The sequence below is a fragment of the Alteribacillus iranensis genome (assembly GCF_900113025.1).
Taxonomy (GTDB): Bacteria; Bacillota; Bacilli; order Bacillales; family Marinococcaceae; genus Alteribacillus_A; species Alteribacillus_A iranensis.
This window is the reverse complement of the sequence record NZ_FONT01000002.1, coordinates 555,951-581,375: the sequence shown is the minus strand read 5'-3', so window position 1 is coordinate 581,375 and position 25,425 is coordinate 555,951. Positions and strand designations below refer to the sequence as shown.

Here is a 25,425-nt window from a genome sequence, read left to right as displayed (position 1 = left end):
AAGGCAAAGCAAATTTGCCTGCCCGTGGAAAAAGCAGAAGAGCGGAGAGGTTAGGCAAGAGTCGGAAAGATGCCCGAATCACGATAGAGCTCAGGAAAGAGGGAAGGCAAGGGAAATTTGCCTGCCCGGGGAAAGACCAAAAGCGCATGGAGGGCAGGCACCCATCGGAAAGGTGCCCAAATCCCAAGAGTACTCTAAATGAGGGAACGCACCATCCCATACCGTACCCGGAGAACGTGCAAATGCACACTCAAGTCACGCAACACAAACGTCGAGACAAAACAAGAGCCAGTCGAACGGGGGACTCCCGTCCAATCTGGCTCTGTTGCATTTATTCATCTTCGTCAATCAGGTGCTCTCCCAATTCATAAAAGATACTTGCGAATTGAGCACGGGTGAGTGGTTCGTTCGGGCGATACGTACCATCGTCATAGCCGCCGACAATTCCTTCTTCGGCAAGATAGGCAATGGCGCGGTATCCCGTCGTGCTTTCCTCGACATCTATGAAGCGGTCGGTAGCGGAAACGGAAGAGACGTCCAGTTCAAACACGCTTCCTAAAATCGCCGCCATTTGTCCGCGTGTGACATTGTTGTTCGGGCGGAAGGTGCCGTCGGAAAAACCGCTGATATAGTCTGCTTCCACGGCATGATGGATATAGCCGGAAGAGAAGTAATCGGAGTCGACGTCAGGGAATTCTGTATCAACGGGTTCTGCTTGCCATTCGAGCATGCGTCCGATCATTGCGAGCGCTTGACCGCGGCGGACGGATTCGCTTGGACGGAAGGTACCGTCGGACCCTTGAATAATGCCGCGTGAGCTAAGTTCTTGGATCGGTTCTGCTGCCCAGTAATCCCCATCGACGTCTTCAAATGTAGGGGCGTCGTCTAGCTCATCCGGCCAGCTAAAACTGGAATCCTCTTCATCGGAATCTCTGTCAGCGTCTTCTTCCTCTTGGCCGTCCTCTGAACCAGCATCTCCGTTATCGGTGTCTTCCGCTTCTTGGTCAGGAGCTTCCTCACCTGTATCTGGTTCTTCTTCCCCTTCTGTGTCCTCGTTGCCTGAATCGTCGTCGGCAGACTCGTCATCCTCGGTTTCTTCTTCGACAACGACTTCAACAGGGGGGCTTTTTTCGGATTCATTGCCGTCCGCATCGATCGCGGTCACTTTATATTCGTACGTGCCTGGATCGACATTTTCGTCTTCAAAAAGAGTCGTGTGCTCTACTTCTTGATGCAAAACACCGTCCCGGTAAATGCGGTGAGCGGTCACATCGTCCTGATCGGGAGCGTTCCAAAATACATGCACAGCGGCAGAGTCGTTTTCATAAACCACCCGGGCATCGACTCCTGCCGGAATGTGAGTGCTCTCATCCGGTGTTTCAATAGGATCCTCATCAATCGGGTTATCTTCAATCTCTTCTTCCACCGGATCTTCTGTGGATTCCTCGTCACGGTCTAATGGGTGGTCATTGTCTTCATTCGGCTCGAGTTCTTCACTGAGATCTGGTAGTTGAACAAGCCCATAACCGTAAGAAGGATCGCGTCCCGGTTCGCCGAGATCGATCGCTTCATCTTGTAGGAGAGAGCGTAATTCTTGAGCAGTCGCCTCTGGATACGCTTCTTTCAATAAAGCAAACGCTCCGGCCACGAAAGGAGCAGCCATGGAGGTGCCGCTTAACGCCCCGTACGTGGAATCTTTGTACGTGCTCACGACATTCACGCCAGGAGCAACAATTTCAATCGCTTCACCTGTTGCCGAAAAGTACGCTCGCTCATTTCTCGTATCGACCGCACCTACGGCAACGGTAGAGTCATAACGGGCTGGATATTCCACCCGACCATCTGGCAATGTTCCTTCGCCGCGGTTCCCAGCCGCAGCTGCAATAATGATTCCGTCTTCGTACGCTTCATCAAGCATCGATTGCATCGTCGTCGAGTCGGTTAACGTGCCGAAACTCATGCTAATCACGTCTACGTCTTGGTCAATCGCCCAGTCAATCCCACTAAGAACTTGAGAAAGAGGAGCCCTGCCGACCGCGTCGAGAACTTTCACAGCATACAAGTTTACATCCGGTGCGACACCGACAAGTCCGGCACTCGGCTGATTCGCCGCAATAATACCGGCAGCATGGGTCCCGTGACCGTTATCATCATCATAAGAAGTCACTCCCGGTACGGCAGAAAAACCGTCCGTTACATTCAATGAGGGGTGGGAGGATTCAATGCCGGTATCAACAACCGCGACATCAATGCCTTCTCCCGTTACTCCTGTGTCCCAGGCATCCGGGATATCCAAGTGTTCGAGTCCCCAATTTTCAAGCGGGGGAGTGGCGCTTACTTCCACCGTTTGGTTTAATTCCACATACTCGACGTCTTCCTGGGAGGACAGCCAAGCTGCTTCCGAAGACGTCATTTCCACTTCCGCGGCGTCAATTCGATCCCAAATATCTCCTGTTTCTCCGCCGCTGTTTTCAATTACATTCACATCGATCTCATCCTCGAAGCCAACTAAGTATGTATGGTCTTCCACTGTGGCGTCACTCGCAAGACCGGCTCCAGGATAAGAAAAAACAACCGCACATCCAAAAAGCACGTGTAACACTTTCTTTTGAAACATCCAACAACCTCTCTTTCTATTCCATAGTTTAAAGCTATCATAGATTCATAGTTTCTACTACACATAGAAAAATGAAAGGCACGTGCAGGTATATATTTCATTTATAAATTTTAGTTGAAAAATACGAAGACTCCTGCGGGAAAAGCAACAGCTGAAGATCCCGCAGTGAGCGGGTTTTGCTCATGAGGAAGCTGAAGCGTTGCCCGCGGAAAGCGGAGTGTTTTTCAACTGAGTAACACCTTTCGATACAGATCCATAGCGAACGATTCAACCTAGAAGAAGGATATTTTGGTCTGTTAAAAAACAAAAGGATAGAGAAATATTACCACTGTATTACAAAATCAAAACATAAGAAAAAAATGGATAAGATAGGTTTAACCTTGCAAAAAAGGAGGTATGAATAAAACACAAAGACAAAACACACTCCTTCTCTAAATGATTATTGGTGCCTTTTTTGGCAGTGCCTGCTTTGTCGGTAAGAAACAAGGCAAAAAACATTCGCGTGGACATCCCCCTTCCACGAGCGAATGAGAAACAAAGCATACGGCTTACAATAGATGCGGGCGCCGTGTGCTGTCAGTGTACCCGCCGCTGGAGTCCCAGCAGAAAGGAAAGTGCACCCTGACCTGGCGTCCTCCGAGTATGAATGGACGGTATCAACGAGGAGCGTCAGGAAAAGCCCCACCCCCCGCCTTTCTGTATAGAAGGACACAAAAAAAGACCCGCCGTGATGGCGAGTCGTCATGTGTGGTTGTTTATTAGCGATTTAACGCCTTGTCCAAAAATACCGCGAAGTGGGCACGTGTTGTTTCACGACCAGGTTCAAATTCTCCGTCCTCGTTCCCGGTTGTGATGCCAGTGCCTGCCAATGCGTCAATGTGTTTCGCGTAACGATGATCCGAACCAACATCGACGAAGTCACCGTCGTATGTCGTACCTTCGAGGTCAAACACGCGATAGAACACAACCGCCATTTGCTGGCGAGTCATTGGGTCATTCGGCATGAAGTTGCCATCTTGATCCCCGCGAATATATCCTGCTTCACTAACTGCTTTAATCGCAGTTGCATGAGTGTGATCTGTACTTACATCGTTAAAGTCTGTATCTTTTCCGTCACGTGGTAAATCCAACGCTCTCATTAAGTACGTAGCCGCTTGTGCTCTCGTAATGCTTTCAGAAGGCTTGAATGTGCTGTTGCGGTAGCCGCTGATGATGCCTTCGTCCGCAAGCTTAGAGATACTGTTGTACGCCCAGAAATCTTCCTTCACGTCATGGAACTCTCCGTCCGGAAGTGGTTCGAGCTGTTGAGACTTAACCTCTTCTTTCACTTCTTCCTTAATCACTCTCTTCGCTCCAACGTAACGTGGAGACCAATAAGAGTTGCTTAAGCTCGTGATTGTTACTCCAGTGGATGTTCCCGCATGGATGAACTTGTTGCCTCCTATGTAAATCCCGTTATGCTGAATGCCAGAACCGTGGGAGAAAAAGACGATATCTCCTTTTTGTAAGTTGGATCTGGAAACGGATTTCCCGACTTTGTATTGCTGAGCCGCTGTTCTAGGTAAGTTCTCCCCGTTTTTCTTAAAGGCATATCCGACAAATCCGGAGCAGTCAAATCCGCTCGGCGTCGTGCCTCCCCATCTGTACGGTGTTCCTAAATGCTTCCGTGCCTCTGCGATGATTGAATCGGCTTTCGATGATGCATCCGCGCCCCCTGGCTGAAATGCGAAAGCCGCCAGCAGCATGATAACACTCAGTGCCGCTGCAAAACTTTTCTTGACCAACGTTGGCCACCCCTTCCCCCATATTCTTTGATGTGAAAAAAAATGTCTTTATTATAAAAGCCGCGTCGTTTTTTTAACGTGTAGTAGGATGTCTAGCTTCATGCGCCTTCGCTCGGAGCGTGACGCTTCTATGATTTGTGTAGTAGTTTCGTAGTAGTTAGTAGTGTATTGTCTTCGGTGTCTTACAAACTATTTCATAGTCTAGCATGTAAAAAGAGCTATGTGGATTACAGTTATGTAACAAGATAAAGACAAAATGAGACATAAACTGGCTTTTTATGGGGGAATAACCATGGAAATATGAAACCTTGCGATTCGATCAAACGGGAATATCTTTGAAATTACGGCATTTTTTCACAAGGTTCACCCTTGTAATTCTTTTGTAACATAAAACAATCTAGTAACAGAATTGTCACAGGTCGAAAGTGTGCTTTGCCATTTAACAGTGGGACCTGTAAAATAGCACTGAGTTACTCTACATTAATAGAATAAACAGGAGACATACATATGAAGATAAAGAAGAAAGTAGTGTCCGCTGCGGTCATCGGAGCGGGAATGTTGGTAATGACAGCGTGCGGAGAACAGAAGCTGCCGGAAGAAGTATATAAAGAAGCGATGGGGAATATGGAAGAACTCGAGAGTGTCTACTTTACCGAGTCGCGCTCGTTGTCTGCGGCAGAGGAAGGAGTAGGCACTTTCACACGGGGGGCAGTCACTTACAGCGATCCCCTTGAAGCTTATTTAGAAAGCGATATGAACTTAATTGATTTAACCGAGCCATTGGAACTCGACTTCCGGATACACGGTGATATCGTAGAAGCTCGTGAAAATGAACAATGGAGAAATTACGGAACGACCCGGGACGAATTGAACACGACGTTACGCCCGCAAGAAGACCTGCAATTTTTCCTCGACTTTGAAGAGGAGTTTTTAATGAAGGAAGAGGAAGAATATTACGAAGTGTCCTTTAAAGGAGTGGACGAGCGCCACCGCGTATTAGCAGAGCAGAAATTACAAGAGCTTGGTGTCACAGAATCACTCGGCGGCCTCGATGACGCGACACGAGAATCGATCCAGCTCAACCGAATTGACATGGTCGCGTACATTGATAAAGAAACGATGTATGTCACCGGATATGATACCCGGTTCACTTTTTCGGTAGAACTCGCCGGAGAACGACAATCCTTTAATGAGATATCGAACGTACGCTACGACGAATTTAATAACGTCGAAGGAAACCTGGAAACCTACATGGAAGAGAAAATAAAAGAAATCCAACAAGAGAAAATGGAAGAGCAGGAGGAAAATGGAGAAGATGAAGACGAACAGGAAGCAGAGGAATAAATTGGTTACAACCCAGCCACCCCTTGGTAAATAAGGGACAGGCTGGGTTTTTATTTTGCAAAAATGTATCATTTTCATTACAACATAGTAAAAGCCTTACAAATTCAATAAAAATATGTTTCAATTGTAGACGGAAGGGAAATGAAGGAAATCAGTGGAGAAGTTATGAAATTAAACCACTAACATTATAATCTTACTAACTTTGTAAAAAGGCTGTAAAAATTACTAGTATTTTATCGTATAATATTGTAGAATGCTTGTAAAAGTCTACTTTCGTCAAAACTACCTAATCATCACAATTATTCTACTATTCATTCAAGCCCGCTATCATTTTAATTGACAGCCTACAAGACCGTTAGTATAATGTTTTTTGCCTTTCTTAGAAAAAACAGGAAAAAGCTAATGGTTAAAAACGCCTGTCTTTTTTCGATGACTTTCCGATGACCCGATTTACGATCGTTGAGGAATGAGAGGATTCACGCGTTTTTTAACATTAGGAAAATGCATTTCTATGAAACTAGGAATGCGACATAAAAAAGGAGGAAATTTATTTATGGCTTACCAACCAAAGTCTTACCGCAAGTTTCTTGCGACTTCCTTGTCCGCAGCGGTTGTTGCTTCTGCTGGCGTAGCAGCAGTACAAACGCAAGAAGCGCAAGGTGCTGAGCAATTCAGCGACGTAAATGACGCTTACTGGGCATCTGAGTACATTGAGCGTCTTGCTTCCCAAGGAATCATCAACGGATACCCAGATGGTACATACCGCCCAGGTAACGAAATCGTTCGTGGTCAAGTAGCAGAGCTCTTGGTGCGTGCATTCGATCTTCCATTGGACACTGACGCAGAGGCTCCATTCGAAGACTTGAATGACGACAGCTACTACACTCCATACGCAGCAGCAGTGAAAGAAGCTGGCCTTATCCAAGGTCGCGAAGACAACACTGTATTCGCTGGAAGCAGAGACCTTACTCGTGCACAAATGGCTACAATCCTTGTACGCGCGTTTGATCTTGAACCCCTTGAAGGAGTAGAAGCTGACGTAGCTGACCTTGAAGATGCTCACGAAAGTCACCGTGACAACATCGAAATCCTTGCTCAGCACAACATCACTTCCACTGCTGACGGTATGTTCCGTCCGAAAGAAACAGTAACTCGTGCACAGTTCGCGGCATTCCTTGATCGTGCAATGAGCATTGAAGAGCCTACTGACATCGCGGAAGTAAACGCACTTACTGACGATGGTCACGTACTTGAAGTACAATTCACTACTCCATACAGAGGAGAAATTGACCGCTCCCAAGTACGCGTATTTGAAACTTCAAGCGGTGAGCGTAAAGGTGTAGAGCGCGTAGAACTTTCCAGTGATGGATTGACTGCAGAAGTACACCTTTTTGATAACACAAGTGAAAACGCTGAAGACGAAGTTCCACGTCTCGTAGAGCACACCATTCAAATTGGTGATCTCGAGCATAACTTCACACGCCCTGACTTCATTCAGCATCGTGTAGTAGAAATCGACATCGCTGACAGTGAATTCACTATCCTGACAGACGATGGAAACACAGAAACGATCACAGTTCCAGAAGAATTTGAAGACTTTAATTACCAGCGTTTGCTTGGTGAAGAAGTAAGCGTATGGTTCGATGAAAACAATGATCTTATCGATTACAGCATCGAAGATCCAACAGCTGATTACGATGCAATCGAAATCACAGAAGATGATGAAATCGAACTTCTTACTACTGGGGAAGATCTCGACATTTCTGATGATCAGTTTGATAACGTAGACGAAGATGAGTTCCGCTTCTATGTAGATGGAGAAGAGGAAAACATTGAGAATTACGTTGACCGTAAATTTAACTTTGCAAAAGTCGGCTATGATGATTCCGGTGACGTTGCTTACATCAGTGCTTATAACCTTTCCAACTTCCTCGTAGTAGACCGTGTGGAAGACAACGAAGTTATCGGTTACGAGGGTGAAGGAACTGGCGGAGCATTTGATGCGAAAGATGCAACAATCGTCAAAGACGGAGAAGTCATCGATCTAGACGACCTTGAAGAAGGAGACGTACTATTCTTCAACGCTGATGCGAACGGAGATGACGGTTTCGCAGAAGTTTACAACAATGAAGTACAAGGTGAAATCGACACAGTATATAGCGATTCCATCAGAGTAGACGGAGAAGTATATGACTTCAATTACGATTCCGCAGACATCGAGGACTTCCAAGTAGATTATGAAGGTGGAGCTGTTTACCTCAACGATGAAGGAGAAACAGAATACATCGATAGCGATGCAGCAGAAGAGCTTCAAGCTGCAGGTGAAGTTGTTCTTCACTTAGACCGCGCTGGAAACCTCGTTTATATTGACGGTGACCTTGCGGACGTTGAAAGCAACACGAAGCCATCCGTTCTCACGGCAGATGTGAAATTTGATTCTAACTTTGGTAATGACTTGGCTCAAATTGAAGCTGTGACTTCTGACGATGAAGAGAGATTATTTGAAATTCAACTAACTAATCTGGACACTATCACTGTGAACGGTGTTGACTATGATATCGATGACGCAGACGATCGTGATGCAGATGAGTGGGATCCAACAGTTGACGGAGACAACATTGTGCTTGTTTCTGGAGACGGGGAAGAAGTAACAATTGAAGCAGAGTACCTTGCAGAAGGTCAACTCGTTCAACTTCACCTCGATGATGACGGGGATCTTGAGGAACTCGAATTCTTCACTGCAAACAACACAGATGAAGGTACCGACGTTCTTGCAGATAACGAAGTTCTTGAGCCAGGAGACACTTACTTCCATGCTGTATCTGGCGCGAAAAGAATTAACAATAACACAGTAGTATTTGATGCTACCGACGGATTCGACGCTGATGACATCACAGTTACTACTTGGGATAACTACAGCGGATCTGACATCGATGACGCAACAGTTATTTACGATGAAGACGATGAAGCTATCGCTATTGTAATCAATGAAACTACAACTTCTGATGTTGTATACGAAGAAGCTGTAATCACACAAGTACTTCGTAACACAGATGAGGAAGTAGTAGAAGTTACTGCTTACGTAAATGGCGAAGAAGAAACGTATGAAGTAAACGATGTAAACGTAGACCTAGCAAAAGGTGACGTAGCTGTCCTTGAATTTGATGACAACAACGACAATCTTGTTGAAGATATTCAAGTTGCTGGTGACAGCCAATACGACAGCCGCATTATCACTGGTGACGTCGACGAAGTAAACGTTGGTACTCGCGAAGTTACTATTGATGGAACAGTGTACACACTCGTTTCTGACGGTGCCGTAGTGGACGTATCTGATTCTAGCGACATCTCTGAGGAAGCACTACGTGATCTTCGCGGTGAAGAAGACGTAACAGTTGTTCTTGACGAAACGTCTGGACGCTTTGCTAAATTCTTCGTTATCGGAGCTGACGTAGATGGCAGTGACGATGATGATGAAGGAGACGTAACTGCTCCAACAGTAACACTTGAAGATGCAACAGCAACTGCAGGTGACACAGGGGTAGACGTTACTTACTCTGTGGCAGACGTTGAAGAAACAGCAGACGTAGACTTCGAGATCACTGACGAAGAAGGAAATGCAGTAGGTTCCGTAGCTACTGAAACAGTTGAAGAAGATGTTACTGACGCAACTGCTACAATTACAGTAGAAGACGGTATCGCTGAAGGAGACTACACAATAACTGCTTCTGTAGGTGATGAAGAAGTTACAGCTAACCTTACAGTTTCAGGAGATGATCCAGTGACATCGCTTAATGATTACAACGAAGAAGCATACCAAGTTTTCGAAAGTGATATTACTGGAGACTGGGTTGTAGCAGTTCTTCGTTCAGAACTTCCTGAAGAACTAGCTGATGCAGAGAACTTTGAGCTTGTACTAGATGGAACTACTTACTCATTCACAGTAAGCCCATTGAATGAGGAGCGTTTTATTATAGATACAGAAGTTTCAGCGAGCTACTCTGAGGACGATATTCTAAACGCAGAATTTAACGCTTCTTAATTTAGACTGATTAACTATCATAACAGGGATAAGGAATAACCCCTTATCCCTACACCAATTACACCTATTTGAATAGAGGGGGCAACAACAGTATGAACAAAAAGCCGTTTAACGTGATGTCGAAAGTGGCTCTTGCAGGGATTATTGGTGCAGCTGGTATCACACCCGCAGCAGTAGCTTCTGCTCAAGAAGCCCAAGTAAGTGTTGATGATGTCGTCATCACTAAAGATGGACAAAATATTCAATTTGACCTTCAAGAGTACAATGCAATCCAGCTTGATCAACCTGAATACCTAGAAAATGCAACAGCTTCTTTTGTAGTATCATCTACTGGTAACAAGTACTCACTTCAAGAATATAATGCAGCTAAAGCAGAATTAGGAGAAGAATCTTCCTCTGCAGAAGCGATTCAACTCTTAGAAAACTCAGAAGTGGAACCAACACAGGTGAACACTGTAGAAGGTAGCATTGAAGACGGTGAGATCATAGTAGGCTCTGATTTGAATGTAGAATCAGTAAGTGCGATTAACAAAACAACAGTTGATGTAACATTCAGTGAAGCAGTTGAATCTGTATCTGCAGAAAACTTCACAATTGATGGTGCATCTGTAAACTCGGCTACTCTTAATGAAGACAAGACTGTAGCAACTTTAGACGTATCCGGTTTAGACTACGAAACGGAATACAATGTTACGATTAGTGATATTCTTGTAAACGGTGAAACTGTTGAAACTGTAACAGATTCCTTTACTACCCCAGCAGTTGCTGATATTTGGGATTTAGAGATCAGTGTTAATAAAGAATCCTTGGTTGCTAATGGAGCAGATAACGCTCGTGTTACTTTCCAACTAGTTAACCAAAACACTGGGGAAGTAGATGAAAATGCAGATGATGTAGTGCTTGATCTCAATACAACTCGCGGTTCTCTTGCACAAGACCGTGTAACGATTCAAGATGGTCAAGCTACTGTTCAATTGACTTCTGAATTTTATAATACAGAAGTAGAAGCTAAAATCGATGCTCAAATCATTGAAGCATCTGGGGACTATGAGGATCTTATTGGTGAAGTAGTGGGAAGCACTACTGTTCCATTTATACCTTTTGAGGCAGACCCTGAAATAGATATCAAAGCTGAAGGTGGCGAGTCTAATCAGGCTGACCGCTTCACTCTGTACTTTGACAATGAAGTCGCACTCAATAACTTAGTGGAAACAAACCCAGACGGTGAGTTACTCTATCAAAGATTAGATGAAGGTGGAGGAGTTGCGGAAAGCAACCTTACTGCTGACGAAGTAGAAGGTCTAGATGCGGAAGACGTTCGTCATCAACTTATCGATGATGCAATCACCATTACTCAAGGCGAGAAAGATTTCACAGTAAAAGGTCTTAAACCAGTATCCGGAAATACACAAGCTATGGAAGTAATTCTGGAAAAAACTGACGGCAATGATGTTCTAACTGACAATGCCTCAGTTAATGTTGATATAAATACAAGAAACGCTGCTGGAGAAGTAACAAGCTCTGACACTTCATTCACTGTTACGGATGCCCGTGCTCCAGAAGCAACAGGTGTAAATGCTGAAGGAATGAACACCCTTAAAGTTCAATTCTCTGAGGCTATTGATAATGCTAGCTTCCAAATCGATGGTCAATTTGGAGAAGTAGGCGAACACTTCACGGTTGACTTCGGTGATTTCCACCCTGCTACATTAATTGATAACCGTGATCTAGCAACACTTGTGTTACAAGACGGCTACGATGAAGATGGCGATGGTGATGATGCAAGACCAGGATTCTTCACACCAGGTGAACATTCTCTGCAAGTTTCTTCTACGGAAGACTTTGCTGCAAGAACGGATAACAACAACGTAGGTACCACCCAAAACTTTAACTTCACCATCAACGCTGATGATTCAAAACCTAACGCGGTAGTGAATGTTGAATCACCAGAACAATTCCGTGTAAGTTTCGATAAGCAGGTGAGCGGTTTTGAACTTGAAGATATGGAACTACAAGTATATGATAATGATGCTGGAGAATATGTAAATGTATTAGATTCGGAGAAGTTCCCTGGACTGACAAGTAATGACCTAAGTGCTTTACTTGCAATTGATCCTGTTAACAACTCAGAGCAGGTAGTTGAGTTATTAATTGACTGGACAGTATTGTATGACACGGCCGAGAATAATACAAACTATTATAACGATGATTTCCGTATTGTAATTAATGAAGATAGTGTAACAAATGTAGTTAATGGTGAAACAAATGAGGAGATTGTTCTTGATCTCAATTACCCAGGTTCTCCGTTAAATACACCTGACACAACAAGCGCAACGATCGAGTCAATCGAACGTGTAGATGATGAGAATAACTTCCATGTAACAATGAGTGAACCAGTCAAACTTGCTGGAGAGGATGCTGAAGATACTCCTAACCAAGATCAAGGCGGAACAAATGAGGGCGCATCTGTCCCAACAACATCTGTACAATTCATCGGACAAGATGAAGATGGAAACACTGTTACTATTGATGGAGAGGTAAATGGTTACGCTGATGAAGATGGTGCTGATAAAGTACTCTCTGTCTCTTGGGATGAGGAAGCTGAAAGAACACCTCAGTCAATTGTTAACGCTGGTGGTAGCGAAGATTGGACTTTAGTTGTTCGTTCTCTATCTGATGATGTAGGTAATACTGTTGCATCTGCAACACAAGACTTCACAATTGAAGCTGTAGAAGAAGCATCTCCATTCTATATTGGAGAAACGGCTGGTGAAGATGAAGGTGAAGTGACAGGTGCGATAAATGGAGAAGGTGAAGATACTGTAACTATTACATTTAGTGAAGGTGTCCAAACTTCTGGTGACAATGATGCTACTGACCCTGGACAATATACTCTCAATGGGGCTAACCTTCCAACTGGTACTAGCATCTCAGTTGATGACCGTGACGGCAATAGTGATAATGGAAATGAAACTGTTATAATTACTCTACCGGATGGAACATTACAAGAGTCTTCTAATGTTATCACTGTTAATCAAGACTTAGAGTCTTATGACGGTTCCGTATTAGAAGGAGAATATGAAGTAGACTTTGTTGTTGAAGATGCAGTGGAAGATGACGAACCTGAAGAACCAGTAGAAGTAGTAGAGTTGGGTGCAGACTCTCTAGGGACAGCAGGAGATCAACAAATCACTGGGCTAGAAGCTAATACAACTTATGACGTTTCTGTAGATGGTGAGCCTGCAGTAGAAATGACTACTGATGCAGCCGGTAACCTTACAGGACTAACAAACGGATCAACTTATGTTGTGACAGAAGTAGCACCAACAGAAGTAGAGTTAGGTGCAGACTCTCTAGGGACAGCAGGAGATCAACAAATTACTGGGCTAGAAGCTAATACAACTTATAACGTTTCTGTAGATGGTGAGCCTGCAGTAGAAATGACTACTGATGCAGCCGGTAACCTTACAGGACTAACTTTTTTTTTGTGGATCAACTTACGTTGTAACTTCTATTTAAAAAATTAATCGAAACGTTCCTTCATAAGCTAGTCATCTAGCGAAAGAAGGGGAATCATAGACCTCATGTGTTTCCACATCCATCCATGTGTTACACATGGGGTCTTTTTCTAACTAATAGATTCTGAATATTAGGTGAAATTCCTAATCATGATAACAGCCAATTATCATGAGTCTACTCCTCCTGCGTCCAGTGACGAGCTGACTCTCGGGAGGGGCGAAGTCAGGTGAAGTCGTACTTGCCAAAGCAAGGTGGGGCTCCTTAAAAGATGGCTAGGCAGACGAACCCATGTAGGCAGGATGAGGTGGTGCATGCTAAGAGTAAATGCTAGCAGGTTAGGATGTATCCGTATGGGTGTAATACCATACCGGCGATTGGCACAATTCAGGCTGTTAAACCAGTCGTTCTCATACCTGGATAGTGGGAGCCTACGGTCATCAAAACAAGGGACAGACCTAGCGGAACGTATGAAGCTTTGTAAGATGAGGTGAGTTGGCACCAGAGACGCTTACAAAGTGGCAGCGGGTTCATAGTAGTGATGAACGTTAGCCGTTTGTATTGCCGCAGTAATGAGGCAAGAGGATAAAACTAGCCGAGCGAAGGAACCCGGTCAGTGCTTTTTCTCTTACAATTGGCTTTCTCTATAACTTCTTATGCGCTTTCTTCTCGGTGGGAGTGGAAGGCGCATTTTTTTCTTCTTTTTGCTAGTAGAGTATGCTTTTTTATTAGGTAAAATCCATTCATCACGTAACTTTGTAGCACAACTGCTATTTTATACAATGCTACGCTTTGGAACAATGAAGAGATAGAACGAACTTTTGTTAGTAGTAAGGTACGGGAACAGCATTAATGAGCGTATAGGAACACCATCCTAATTCCTACAAGCCTAAGATATTGAATAACAAAGCTACTACGTTCGACAGGTGTAAAGTGTATTTAGAATAAATAATAAAGTTAGCGACTTGGAGAAGATATTTAAGAGAACAATGCTGACAGATCGCCGTATGCGGTGAAAGCCGCCCGTATGGTGGAGGCTCGCTGAAGGCTTGAATATATAAAGAAGGCACGAGGCGAGAATAGTGTTGAATCAGATGAAGTTTACACGTTTTCAAAAGATGAAGATACCCAATTACCAGAGTTCGCCGATTCCATAGAAGGAACATTTGAAATTAACAACTCTTCTCGAACACTTAGTTATCGGGTTGACCTTCGGGGATTATCCAATCAGTTGGTTTTTAATCATGGAGAGCTGAGGGAAAATAGACTGGAATATTTTTGGGGTGTGAGAATAATAACTGCAGAAAAAGACTATGAATTAGCTACAATAAATATTAAGGCTCCTAACTCATCAACTGTTACAGGGTCTATTGAAGACTATACTCAAACGGATATGTGGGAAGAGCAAGAAAATGAATATTTCAGTAACATTTATGAAGGACATTTAGCAGTCAATTATGGGGATAGTTCACTAAAAATAACGGCTCCTATTCCAGATGGTCTTCAAAGTTCCGATATTGAAAAAGTTAGAGCAACAACGCATTATTCTAATGGTGAATCTAATTATAGCTATGACTTGGACATGGTTAAGCAATAGTTTCTATTTATTATAGCAATACCCTGTGCGTTTTCTCTTCAGGAAATTTATTAGGTTCACCAATATACAAAAAAGGGAAGCAAGAAAAGAGAAGAATGCTAACAGACCGCCGTATGCGCTGAAAACAGCTCGTATGGTGGAGGCTCGTTCGAAAACCTGAATAGATATAGAAGGTATAAGGCGAGAATAGTGATGTAGTGAATGAATTTTTTACAGCATATGACTTTGGAATGATAACAGAGGAAGTCCAAGCAATAGCGGAAGCTTCTGGTTTTACTGAAGTTAATGAGGATTCCACCTATAATATTGATTTTGAGAATTCATCTGGAGACAAATTTATGACCTTCTTAGTACCTGATAGTAGCATGCAAGGAAAGGGTCTCATACAGACTGAATAAAAAAGAAGAGGGGAAAGAAGTTACGTATTATCTGGAAGAGTATAGAGCGAAATTTGAATCATTAAATGGTCTAGGGGAAGCAATAGTAGAAGTAGAAGATTCTATCTTGTATGCTAATGAAGAATACGAGGGAATTGTATTTGTGGAAGAAGATGAAGAAGAAATCCAAGTTCAATTTGTAATAGTAAACGGAAGTTTCTTTAGAATCGCAGCTTGAAGAAGAGAATAATTCTTTTCAACTTTTGAATAACAAATGATATATTGGGCTTATTTTTAAGTTGAACGAGGATGTAGGAAGGAACGTGAGGAGGAGACAGAGCTTTTGTTCCTTCTCAAATTCCTTTATTATTTCTTTAGTTAATAAACATATTGTCACCCTCTGAATGATCCAAACAAAAGCTCTGTACCAAAACAATTGGTCACAGAGCTTTGTCATTGCTGTGAAGAGCAAGATTGAAAATCCTTATATAAAGACTCTTCTCATGGTTTACTATCGAAACGTTTCTTCATAAGCTAGTCATTATGCTTCACTGACCTCTTGATGTGCCTACACCCATCCATGCTATATCACTCAAGAGTCAGCTTTTTTGTTATCCTCCACAGCTACCTCCCATCTTACAAGTGCCTCTTCTTCTTTTCCTTAGGAGATTGATGGTACCATTGGATACGTTTTCCTGAGGGGATGTTTCCTAACCATGCCAAATAAAAGTCGGATCCTGACAATAGAGAATCCGGCTTTTTTATGTGGAAATAGTATGAGGAGGGGAGTGTTCTCCCTAGAAGAGCTTGCAATTCCTACAGGGCTTCTCCTCCCCAAGATGACTACCAATGAGGAAAGAGAGACTATCAAAATATCAGCCGAATCTGTCTCATGAGATTCGGCTGTTCTCTCTTTTGTTATTGGTAGAAATAATTGTACTTCCATCTTATTTAGAGAGGGAAAGAGGGTCCGCGTGCTCTTTCAAGCTTTGAAATAGATTTTCCCACCGGTTGTCTTGTTGCCACAAGTGTTCGGGGTGGAACTGTAATCCAACCATCCAAGGGTGTTGGGTTCCTTCGATTGCTTCAATCACGGTATGGTTCCATGCCACGGGCTTTAGATTCTCTCCTACGGTAGAGATGTGCTGCCGGTGGAAGGAATTGACCGTATTTTTCTGAAATGGTAAGACTTCCGCCAATTTGCTGTCCGGGCTTATTTCTATGTCATGTAAGCAATTATTTGGCGGACTTCCTTCCTTATTATAATGAACAGGAAGGAACTGATCTGATAGGGAGGAAAGTGATCCGCCATAGTATTCGTTGATCATCTGTGCGCCGCGGCATATTCCTAGTATCGGAATAGAGAGTGGGATGGCCTGACGGAGAACTTCCATTTCAAACTGATAGCGTTCTGTGCCCGTATTTTGCAAGGTTAAGGAGGGAGCGGGCTTCTTTGCTACATATCCGCCTCCTGTCAGGACGAGTCCGTTTACACCGGAGAGGTACTCCTGTAATTTTTCTTTGTCTTTCGTCGCTGGTATAAGAACAGGGTTCATCCCAAAATGTAGCAGCGTATCGAGGTATGTCCTTTCTACATACTGTAATGGATGATTCGGATAAATGTCATGTTCCTCTCCATTATCTATGTGGGTTGTTACTCCAATCCATATCGTCACATGATCGCTTCCTTTGAATTTTTGTTTGTTTCTGTCGGTACCTCTGTATTGTTTACGCTTTCATTTTTCTCTAAGCTTAATGAATGATTACGAGTCACGTAAATGTGCGCGATCCCAATGAGAGTGGCAACCGTTGCTAACCGTATACCCCAGCTCATGGCGTTCCCCGCGATGACTGCTAAGCTTTCTCCTGTGCTCCCACCAATCACTAAGGATAGAGCAAAAGTGAGACTCACGACTAACCCGAGAAGCAGGGTAACCAATGCAATCATACCATATCCTTTTAATAACAAATCCGCTATTTTTGTTTTCATCTGCATCACCTCTTTTTGAGATTATAATCCGAATACAGGCAAGAGACCGGTTAGTAAGATCATCGTTAGCACGATATGAACGGCGACCCAGATGACAGCTAATTTCGCCGTATCTTTAAATGTGGACTTTGCGATCCCCATCGCCACAAACAAACCAAGTGCTAACGGTGGAGTCATCCCTTCAAGCGCACCAGTCATAGCCGGTAGTAGTAAGGCAAAGAGAATAGGGTCACCACCTAACGCGGCAAAGACAGATATCATCGCTCCTCCCAAAATGGCGATTTGAGCAGAGCCTGGAAGGACCATGCCTAAAAACATGAAGAAAAGAGGCAGAATGATAATTAATAATGGCAAACTCATTCCTAATGATACAAACCACTCTCTTACAATTTGATCCATTTGGAGCCCAACGAATATTTGCGAGGTTGCATACGCCATGTAAATCGTAACCCCGATTGGTACGACGTTCGTCAGGGATTGTTGAAACATTGAGACTACTTTCTTTAATTCGATTTTTTGAGAAGGAAAGGCTTTTCTGCCAATGAACAGGGCATAGGCTCCAGCCAAACCAGGTGTGAACATCAATACAGAAGAGGAATAAGCTTCAGCTCCTGCTTCTCCAATTCGTTGCGTAAAAAAGTCGGATAGCTGAGCATCAGAATACAAAGGAACGAAAATGAGTAGAGGTAATATCAAGGCGGGCCAACCATATTTGATACTACTCTTCAACGTTGGAAGCTCAGCGACTGGGATGGATTCTACCTTGTAAAAACGACAGAGCAGCCACAGCGTGATCCAGCGTTGTAGGAAAAACCAGAGCCCAATGCCATAAGATGCTACGATCCACGTACTCAGGTTAATACTTCCGGGTTGAATTTCATTTAAAATTCCAAAAGTCAGAATAACAATACCAGAAGGGGGGAGGATGTTTCCTAACATACTCGCTGACATTTCTGTACTTGCGGCAAGGGCAGAAGGATATTTTCCACGCTTCATCATCGGAATCGTAAATACGCCAGTTGCTGCTACGTTTCCTGGGCCTGTCCCGGATAAAGAAGCCATAAACGTACTGCCAAGCAAGGAGACGTAACCTGCTCCCCCTTTAAACCTCCCTACAATCGATAGCATTAAATTGACAATTTTTTGGACGACCTTCGTTGCATCAAAGAGGATGGCGACCACCATAAAAGCAAATATCGCGTAAAACAGACTGCTCGTTGAAGGATATAATAGGGATTCCCACATTAAATGGTAAGAGCCGGATAAAATGACAACAAAAAAGAAAGACAACGTCATGACTTCATACATCGGTCGTTTAAAGCCGACAAACATGACCGCAACAAAGACAATCAAAGCAATTAACAACCAAATAGGACTTGGTATTCCTAACATTTTTGCACCTCCAACTAGTTTGTATGTAACCATCTACCACTGGTTATATCAAATTGTGTTTTGTATTATACCAGAAGTGTTTTAATTTATAAATAAAAAATTACAGAAAATTTCTCTAGTTTGGATAGAAAGGAGGATTAAATAATTGGGAAGCGAATGAATTGCTGGTATAATAGGTAATATGAATAATGAGGAAGGTGGCACTTACAATGCTAGACCGCAATAATACCATTCCTTTATATGAACAATTAAAAGATCAAATCGTAAAGGATATTAAAGAGGGAAAGTACGAAGCAAATCAACAAATACCTTCTGAAAGGGTCTTAGGGGAAGTGTATGGGGTGAGTCGAATCACCGTCAGGCAGGCTATTTCGTTAGCAGAGAAAGAAGGTATCCTTCACCGAGTACACGGGGTAGGAACGTTTGTATCGGATTCAAAGATAGAACAAGAGCTATCACAGTTGAATAATTTCCATTCCACCTTGATGAAGCAGGGACTCATTGCCTCCACGAAATTACTAAAAGAAGAAACGATATCGAGCGACTTCCTCATGTCCCGCCTACTGGATATCGATGTGATGGAGAGTGTGTACAACGTCCAGATACTCGGGCTCGGTGATGAAAGTCCGATCGTTTATTACAATAGTTATTTCACAAAAGAGATCAGTCCTTTTATCAAAAGCGAAGTGGATAAAGCGTTATCGACAGGCAGCCCCTTCTCCACCTTAGACTTATACACGGAACAAGCTCCGATTCGGCCGACTCATATTGAACAGTCATTTGAAGCAAGGATTGCAGAGGGAGAGATCGCCGACTTGCTGGATCTGGACATAGGGAAACCGATCTTTTCCGTCACTTCTATCGTTTATGCCGACAAAAAACCACTGGAATATAAAGAGACACATTACCGAGGAGATAAATATAAGTTTTACCTGACAAGGAAGATGTAACTGGTGAAAGAGTCGTCCCACACCCTCCCCCAAACATAACTCCGTATCACGATCACAGTGGTACGGAGTTACATATTTGTATGGTGGTTTGATGCGCCCTACCCACATAATATTCTCAAAATTTCATGTTTCGAATTGACAATCCTTTCTAGAGGTAGTAAACTTTTAATCACTGGTCATAACCTGTTATACCTTGAGGAGGAGATTGATTTGAGTAAAAAGAAAGAGTTGAATATTGTATCACCAAATGGACATTTGGGATTCGCTCCAACAAAAGAAGAGAGCTTTTACTTGGCGAAAGAAACGAAACCTGACTATTATTGCTGCGACTCGGGAAGCGATGACATCGGACCTTCTGCCTTAGGAGAGGACCGGTCCGTAAGTATGTACAGATGGCAAAAGCATGACTTGGAATTAATGTTGTTAGCCGCTCGCGAGCAGAATGTACCGATGATTATTGGATCTTCCGGGGACACTGGTGCTAATAGCCGTGTTGATATGTACGTAGACATTATTAAAGATTTGGCCAAAGAACATAACCTTCCATCTTTTAAACTAGCGTACTTCTATTCGGAAGTAGACAAAGAAGACATCGTGAATAAAATGGATGACGGAATTGTCATCGAAGGTCTGGATGATAGATCCACTGCCACGAAGGAAATGGTGGCTGATTCGGAGAGAATTGTAGGGGTAGCGGGGATCCACCCATTTATCCAAGCGTTGGAAGCAGGTGCGGATGTTATCATCGGAGGTCGTTCCAGTGATTGTGCGGTATTTGCGGCCCCTGCAATCTATGAAGGCTTTCCTGAAAATCATGCATATTACCTGGGTAAGGTACTCGAGTGCGCATCGTTTTGTGCGGAGCCATACGGAGCAAAAGAAAGCGTGATCGGAACGATTACTCATGAGGATGTAAAAGTAAAAGCGATGCATCCGAATCAGCGGTGCACGATAGCGTCGGTGGCAGGACACGCGATGTATGAAAGATCGAATCCGTTCTATGAATATTTTGCGGGTGGCATGCTGGACATGACGGATTGCCACTACGAACAATACAATGAGAAGACTACACGTATTACCGGGGCAAAATATATACCGGTAGAAGGCGATATCAAAGTGAAATTAGAAGGATCCGGAAAAGTGGGAGAAAAATATATCGGTATTGCTGGTGTTCGCGATCCTTATACGATAAAGAATATTGACAAGGTGGTTGCTTTTGCTGAAGAGCAAACAGCAAAGGAATTTAAGGATGAGTACTATCATTTGAATTTAAAAGTGTACGGGAAAAACGGTGTGATGGGGGATCTAGAACCTGTCCAAGAAATAAAGTCACATGAGCTTTGCATTATTGTGGAAGGAGTGGCTGATTCCAAAGAAGTAGCAGAAGCATTAACGCTCTTTGCGACACGACAAATCTTTTATGCGAGACTACCGGAAGTGAAAGGGACAGCAGGAACAGCGGCGTATGTTATTGATGACGTCATTTACGCAGGCCCAACGTTCTCCTGGACACTGAATCATACCATTCCGGTGAAGGATCCATTGGAACTATTTGATGTTCATATGACGGACGTGAATGCGGAACTAATCAAATCGTAATCGGAGGAGATAAAAGATGACGACACTGAATGATGTAGCAAAAACCATTCGCAGTAAAAATGCAGGAACCGATCGAATCACGTTTGATATCATTTTTCAAAATAAAACGGATTATGAAGAAGTGAAGAGTTCAGGAAGTATTACAAAAAGCACGTTGGCTGAGCTATATGGTATATCAGAAGGGGAAATTACCGATTTTGTAGAGTATGCCCCTGCCAATGCTATTAAATTTACGATCAGACGCCCGCGTCCGAGTGGGGATCCGGGAGATGGCGACATCTTTGGATCCCAACAATATGCCCCGTTGTTAGGTGTGGAAATAAAATAAGTGAATTTCAACATACAAAATCACCCGTTCTATGGTCGCACGATTCATGGAACGGGTCTTTTTTTATTCTTGGTAAAAATTCGTATCTATAAGGAAAGCGTAGAAAGATCCATCCCTTGGTGCAGAAAGGTATGGAGGGTTTTCTTTTTATGGGAGTGTGTCCTATTCTAGAAGCTGCAAAATGCCTTGTGGTAATTGATTGGCTTGGGCTAACATGGCTGTGCCCGATTGGTTGAGGATGTTCTGCTTCGTGAACTCTGTCATCATTTGCGCCATATCGGCGTCGCGTATTTGGGATTCAGAGGCGGTGACATTCATCCTTGTATTCGTTAGATTGTTATGTATGTGCTCAAGCGCATTCTGATAGGCCCCAAATTTTGCGCGTTCCGATGATACTCTTTCAATGGCTTTGTCGATGGCTGCGAGAGCTGTGTTCCGATCTTCTGCTTCGATCACAGAAAGGTCTTCGATTTCTACATTTTTTATCCTCGCATCAAAAAATTCAATTGTCCTTGTGTCGTGATCAATTTTTATCTTTAAATGAACTGTCACAATTATTAAATAGAGAGGCTAACGGCTTAAGGAAGAACCACATTAAAAAATTGGTAGAACTGAATAAACTTCAACTTCGCTATCCAAGTACCCCAAGTCATAAGAACCAAGCTTATAAAACCGTATATCAGCCTGAGAAATAGTGAGGTTCCATAATATGTGGACATGCATTCCTGTCTATATTATTGGGGAAAGTGAAGACAAAGGTTGTTTCATAAATACTCTTTCTTTTTGGTGCTTGATGCGAGCTGTGTAACTTGGCATAATAGATCGATAATTAGGGGTACTTAAATGTCGGGAGTTGAAGTTACGAAGAGCTTGCTAAGAAACTATTGAGAAGGTATAAAAATTGAGAAAGCCCGAATAACGGTAAAAACAGCTCCCCTCCGGTAATAGCGCTTATTACAGGAAGTAAAGAGAAAATGCCCAGTAATAGTAAGGATATCCCCGGTAATAAAAGAGAAAATGCCCGGTAGTAACAGGGGGTATCCTAGGTAATAAGGGGGAATAGCAAGAACATCTCCAGTAATTAAAGAGAAAATGCCCGGTAATAGTAGGTATCCTAGGATATGATGAAAAGATGATGGGGCTGTAGTCATTTGTGACTAACAAATGGAACTTTACTTGTAGATGGCTCAGAAGTCCAGTTTGTCGCAGGTGGAGATGATGAAGATGATACTATCACAGTTTCTCTCTTGAAAATGGAGATAGCTTCTCTACAACAGTCACAAAAACGACTTTGAACCTACTGTTATCGAGTTTATGATTGAAGATGTTTATAAATGGGAAGAATTAAACTGTAAAGTATTTGATGACGAAAAGGTCGAATGGAAACAGTTTGTCTGGAATATGCGACAAGGGAATGATTCCCCACTTCAACCTAAAGATTGGATTTATGGACCTGTTGCTGATGGTGGTTTACTATCAGAGAATTATTGGGATATTAAAGCATATAATAATAAGAATCAGTTGGCGGTATTAACGAGTGAGGCTGCTCAATATTTGCAACTTTTGGAGGTGATACAATGTTAAACACAAATAATAAAACGGAATTACGTAATGAAATTAACTTAATGATTGATCATATTTCAAATGAGCTAGTAAGCGAGTTTGGTAAAAGCAAAGAGGACGCAATGAAATTGATTAAGGATTCTAAGGTAGAGAATTCTTTAATGAAGGATAAACTGGGATTTCATGAATCTCCTTATCAGTGGGCAATTAGCATATTAACTGACCATAATGATTACGAAGCTTTAGAAAAACATTTTTACCATTAAGGAAAGGAATGACAACAAGAAAAGTTGTTTTTCCTTTCTTTTTTGTGGCTCTAGAATAAATGTTGGGGTGGGAGTAATTTCTGATAATTTATGAGGTATAAAAAAACACGCAATTTCCTAGTTTTGTTAGACTAAGTTTAGACCAATAAACCAGCACAAAAAGGAGATGCGTGTCATTGAATTCTAACATATTCGTGTTCCTCTTCACTTGATCATCATTTCTAGATGGATACTCTTTCTATTAATATCGGTATTCTGTAGCACTCTTTTACCGGGTAGAGCTTTCTTTGGTATTTTAAAATGAGGATAAAATGAAAGTAGGAATTTGTACATTGTTGTCGAATATGTCTAATTAATTACTTACCGTTCTGATGGAGTGAATGTATGGAGCACAAGCTTTTGTATCATATTACTGATTATAAGAACCTTCCTTCGATTTTTGAAAAAGGAGTGTTAGTAGCTCATTCTCAAGTTACCTTCAAAAAGATATCTTATTCAGATATTGCCTATGGGCATATCCAAGACAGACGTTCATCAACAAGGGTACAGGCCTCGCCTTATGGAATGCTCCATGATTATGTTCCTTTTTACTTTGCCCCGAAATCTCCCATGCTGTATGCTATAAAAAATGGATGAGTGGAGAACTATCACGGCAAGCAGAGTGATATCGTATATTTAGTGACAAACACGAAACTCATGGAAGAGCATAATAAAGAATTTGTTTTTACGGATGGCCATGCCATTATGGCCTTGTCGGAGTTTTATAAGGACTTAGAGGACTTAGCCCGTGTTGATTGGAGTGTAATGGAAAGCAAATATTGGTTCGATGACGCTGATCACCCAGATCGAAAACGTCGCAGACAAGCAGAGTTTTTAGTACACCAGCAAGTCGAATTGTCTTTGTTTCTAGGCATAGGTGTTTATAATCAACGCATGAAAGAAACTGTTAATAAAATACTAAAAGAATATCATATAGAGATGAACGTATTAATAAGACCTCAGTTTTATTATTAGGAGGTGACACGAATGATTGAGTTCAAAAAGGGTAACTTGCTAGAGGACTCTTCCGCAGCTCTTGTGAATACGGTGAATACGGTCGGTGTTATGGGGAAAGGGGTTGCTTTACAGTTTAAGCAAGCTTATCCTAGCGTATTTCAGGAGTATAAAAAGGCATGTGACAAAGGTGAAGTACAGGTTGGTCACATGCATGTTGTTCCTACGAATTCTTTCGTTGGACCTAAGTATATTATCAATTTTCCTACCAAGCGGCATTGGAAAGAAAAATCCAAAATGGTTTATATAACAGAGGGACTAAAAGATCTCAAAGACGTCGTTGAAACATTAGAGATTCCATCCATTGCTCTTCCGCCATTAGGTTGTGGAAATGGAGGGCTGAATTGGGAAGATGTAAAACCGCTCATCGAGGAGACATTTGCGGATACCCCTGTGAAAGTGCATGTGTATGAACCTGCTGGCAGCCCAAAACCTGAAAAAATGAAAATAGGAACCACAACACCAAACATGACAGAGGCGAGGGCATTGTTGTTAGCTTCCCTTCATCAATACATGGAGCCTGGGTATCGGCTTACTCTTTTAGAAATCCAGAAAATTGCTTACTTCTTACAAGAAGCTGGCGAACCATTGAAGCTTAACTTTGTGAAAAATAAATATGGTCCGTATGCTGAGAACTTAAACTTTGTTTTGCAGAGACTAGAAGGTCATTTTATTCGGGGTTACGGCGATCGAAATAGAGATTCTGATATTTATCTTATTCATTCAGCTGGATCAAAAGCGCGGGAATACCTTAATAATAAAGAAGAAAACCTTAAGCGGCTGGAGAAGGTCAGTGATATTATTAAAGGATTTGAAAATCCATATGGGATGGAACTGTTGGCGACTGTCCATTGGATCCAAAAAAATATACAACCATCCACGGACGAAGAATTAGTTACCGAGGTACAGAATTGGAACGATCGAAAGAAAAAATTATTCCCTCCTAAGCATATTATGAAGGCATCCAACCATCTTCAGAACGTGTTATATCAACACAGTTAGCGTCA

The 25,425-nt window shown here is 42.6% G+C and carries 17 protein-coding genes and 1 pseudogene; 12 read left to right on the top strand and 6 right to left on the bottom strand.

All coding sequences use genetic code 11. The annotated features are described in order from the left end of the window. Window positions 1-331 precede the first annotated feature (331 nt). Together BM095_RS06735 and BM095_RS06730 are read right to left on the bottom strand one after the other, a co-directional pair. Window positions 332-2,617 (bottom strand): S8 family peptidase, encoded by a 2,286-nt coding sequence (locus BM095_RS06735; RefSeq protein WP_091659246.1) that lies wholly within the window; start codon window positions 2,615-2,617, stop codon window positions 332-334. Window positions 2,618-3,375: 758 nt separating this feature from the next. Then, the gene (locus tag BM095_RS06730) at window positions 3,376-4,401 is read right to left on the bottom strand and encodes a C40 family peptidase (protein WP_091659243.1); all 1,026 of its coding nucleotides are present in this window, start codon (window positions 4,399-4,401) and stop codon (window positions 3,376-3,378) included. Between the two features lie 507 nt (window positions 4,402-4,908). Here BM095_RS06730 and BM095_RS06725 point away from each other — a divergent pair. From BM095_RS06725 to BM095_RS06705, 5 genes are all read left to right on the top strand, one after another. Then, window positions 4,909-5,745 carry a DUF6612 family protein gene (locus BM095_RS06725; protein WP_091659241.1) on the top strand — a complete coding sequence of 279 codons (837 nt, stop codon included), beginning with the start codon at window positions 4,909-4,911 and terminating at the stop codon, window positions 5,743-5,745. A 553-nt stretch (window positions 5,746-6,298) separates the two neighbouring features. Next, a complete protein-coding gene (locus BM095_RS06720) occupies window positions 6,299-9,787 on the top strand; it encodes an S-layer homology domain-containing protein (protein ID WP_177194734.1) in 3,489 nt (1,162 codons plus the stop codon). Window positions 9,788-9,879: 92 nt separating this feature from the next. Continuing rightward, window positions 9,880-13,314: a hypothetical protein gene (locus BM095_RS06715; RefSeq protein ID WP_091659235.1), complete on the top strand. Its 3,435-nt coding sequence runs from the start codon at window positions 9,880-9,882 to the stop codon at window positions 13,312-13,314. A gap of 1,220 nt (window positions 13,315-14,534) precedes the next feature. Beyond that, on the top strand, window positions 14,535-14,900 hold the full coding sequence (locus tag BM095_RS06710; protein ID WP_091659232.1) for a hypothetical protein: 366 nt from the start codon (window positions 14,535-14,537) through the stop codon (window positions 14,898-14,900). A gap of 197 nt (window positions 14,901-15,097) precedes the next feature. Then, complete coding sequence (locus tag BM095_RS06705; RefSeq protein WP_091659229.1) at window positions 15,098-15,298, top strand: hypothetical protein; 201 nt, start codon at window positions 15,098-15,100, stop codon at window positions 15,296-15,298. Window positions 15,299-16,224: 926 nt separating this feature from the next. Here BM095_RS06705 and BM095_RS06695 read toward each other — a convergent pair. From BM095_RS06695 to BM095_RS06685, 3 genes are read right to left on the bottom strand one after another with little or no spacing between them, the layout of a single operon-like run. Beyond that, window positions 16,225-16,953: a gamma-glutamyl-gamma-aminobutyrate hydrolase family protein gene (locus tag BM095_RS06695; protein WP_091659224.1), complete on the bottom strand. Its 729-nt coding sequence runs from the start codon at window positions 16,951-16,953 to the stop codon at window positions 16,225-16,227. Then, a complete protein-coding gene (locus BM095_RS06690) occupies window positions 16,950-17,267 on the bottom strand; it encodes a hypothetical protein (RefSeq protein WP_091659221.1) in 318 nt (105 codons plus the stop codon). Before BM095_RS06690 ends, BM095_RS06695 begins: the two co-directional genes overlap by 4 nt. Before the next feature lie 21 nt (window positions 17,268-17,288). Then, window positions 17,289-18,659: a TRAP transporter large permease subunit gene (locus BM095_RS06685; protein ID WP_091659219.1), complete on the bottom strand. Its 1,371-nt coding sequence runs from the start codon at window positions 18,657-18,659 to the stop codon at window positions 17,289-17,291. 209 nt (window positions 18,660-18,868) lie between these two features. On the opposite strand from BM095_RS06685, the gene BM095_RS06680 reads away from it, so the two are divergent. The 3 genes from BM095_RS06680 (at window position 18,869) to BM095_RS06670 (ending at window position 21,536) form a co-directional block, all read left to right on the top strand. Beyond that, the gene (locus BM095_RS06680; RefSeq protein WP_177194733.1) at window positions 18,869-19,609 is read left to right on the top strand and encodes a GntR family transcriptional regulator; all 741 of its coding nucleotides are present in this window, start codon (window positions 18,869-18,871) and stop codon (window positions 19,607-19,609) included. A 210-nt stretch (window positions 19,610-19,819) separates the two neighbouring features. Then, a complete protein-coding gene (locus BM095_RS06675; protein ID WP_218151615.1) occupies window positions 19,820-21,208 on the top strand; it encodes an acyclic terpene utilization AtuA family protein in 1,389 nt (462 codons plus the stop codon). Window positions 21,209-21,224: 16 nt separating this feature from the next. Beyond that, on the top strand, window positions 21,225-21,536 hold the full coding sequence (locus BM095_RS06670) for a DUF4387 domain-containing protein (protein ID WP_091659212.1): 312 nt from the start codon (window positions 21,225-21,227) through the stop codon (window positions 21,534-21,536). Window positions 21,537-21,698: 162 nt separating this feature from the next. Here the strand turns inward: BM095_RS06670 and BM095_RS16760 are convergent, their stop codons facing one another. Beyond that, a complete protein-coding gene (locus tag BM095_RS16760) occupies window positions 21,699-21,992 on the bottom strand; it encodes a flagellin (protein WP_281243873.1) in 294 nt (97 codons plus the stop codon). Between the two features lie 858 nt (window positions 21,993-22,850). Here BM095_RS16760 and BM095_RS06660 point away from each other — a divergent pair. From BM095_RS06660 to darG, 4 genes and pseudogenes are all read left to right on the top strand, one after another. Further along, a complete protein-coding gene (locus BM095_RS06660; protein ID WP_091659206.1) occupies window positions 22,851-23,120 on the top strand; it encodes a hypothetical protein in 270 nt (89 codons plus the stop codon). Continuing rightward, on the top strand, window positions 23,114-23,365 hold the full coding sequence (locus BM095_RS06655; RefSeq protein ID WP_091659203.1) for a hypothetical protein: 252 nt from the start codon (window positions 23,114-23,116) through the stop codon (window positions 23,363-23,365). The genes BM095_RS06660 and BM095_RS06655 overlap by 7 nt, the downstream gene beginning before the upstream one ends. Before the next feature lie 384 nt (window positions 23,366-23,749). Further along, window positions 23,750-24,379: pseudogene (gene darT, locus BM095_RS06650) on the top strand (type II toxin-antitoxin system toxin DNA ADP-ribosyl transferase DarT). A 12-nt stretch (window positions 24,380-24,391) separates the two neighbouring features. Then, complete coding sequence (gene darG, locus BM095_RS06645) at window positions 24,392-25,420, top strand: type II toxin-antitoxin system antitoxin DNA ADP-ribosyl glycohydrolase DarG (protein WP_091659201.1); 1,029 nt, start codon at window positions 24,392-24,394, stop codon at window positions 25,418-25,420. Window positions 25,421-25,425: the final 5 nt, after the last annotated feature.

What these genes read in the sequence shown, in the direction of transcription:
- BM095_RS06735 (WP_091659246.1), bottom strand. Translation starts at nt 2,617, where the DNA reads ATGTTTCAAAAGAAAGTGTTACACGTGCTTTTTGGATGTGCGGTTGTT.
- BM095_RS06725 (WP_091659241.1), top strand. Translation starts at nt 4,909, where the DNA reads ATGAAGATAAAGAAGAAAGTAGTGTCCGCTGCGGTCATCGGAGCGGGA.
- BM095_RS06720 (WP_177194734.1), top strand. Translation starts at nt 6,299, where the DNA reads ATGGCTTACCAACCAAAGTCTTACCGCAAGTTTCTTGCGACTTCCTTG.
- BM095_RS06715 (WP_091659235.1), top strand. Translation starts at nt 9,880, where the DNA reads ATGAACAAAAAGCCGTTTAACGTGATGTCGAAAGTGGCTCTTGCAGGG.
- BM095_RS06690 (WP_091659221.1), bottom strand. Translation starts at nt 17,267, where the DNA reads ATGAAAACAAAAATAGCGGATTTGTTATTAAAAGGATATGGTATGATT.
- BM095_RS06685 (WP_091659219.1), bottom strand. Translation starts at nt 18,659, where the DNA reads ATGTTAGGAATACCAAGTCCTATTTGGTTGTTAATTGCTTTGATTGTC.
- BM095_RS06680 (WP_177194733.1), top strand. Translation starts at nt 18,869, where the DNA reads ATGCTAGACCGCAATAATACCATTCCTTTATATGAACAATTAAAAGAT.
- BM095_RS06670 (WP_091659212.1), top strand. Translation starts at nt 21,225, where the DNA reads ATGACGACACTGAATGATGTAGCAAAAACCATTCGCAGTAAAAATGCA.
- BM095_RS06660 (WP_091659206.1), top strand. Translation starts at nt 22,851, where the DNA reads ATGATTGAAGATGTTTATAAATGGGAAGAATTAAACTGTAAAGTATTT.
- BM095_RS06655 (WP_091659203.1), top strand. Translation starts at nt 23,114, where the DNA reads ATGTTAAACACAAATAATAAAACGGAATTACGTAATGAAATTAACTTA.
- darG (WP_091659201.1), top strand. Translation starts at nt 24,392, where the DNA reads ATGATTGAGTTCAAAAAGGGTAACTTGCTAGAGGACTCTTCCGCAGCT.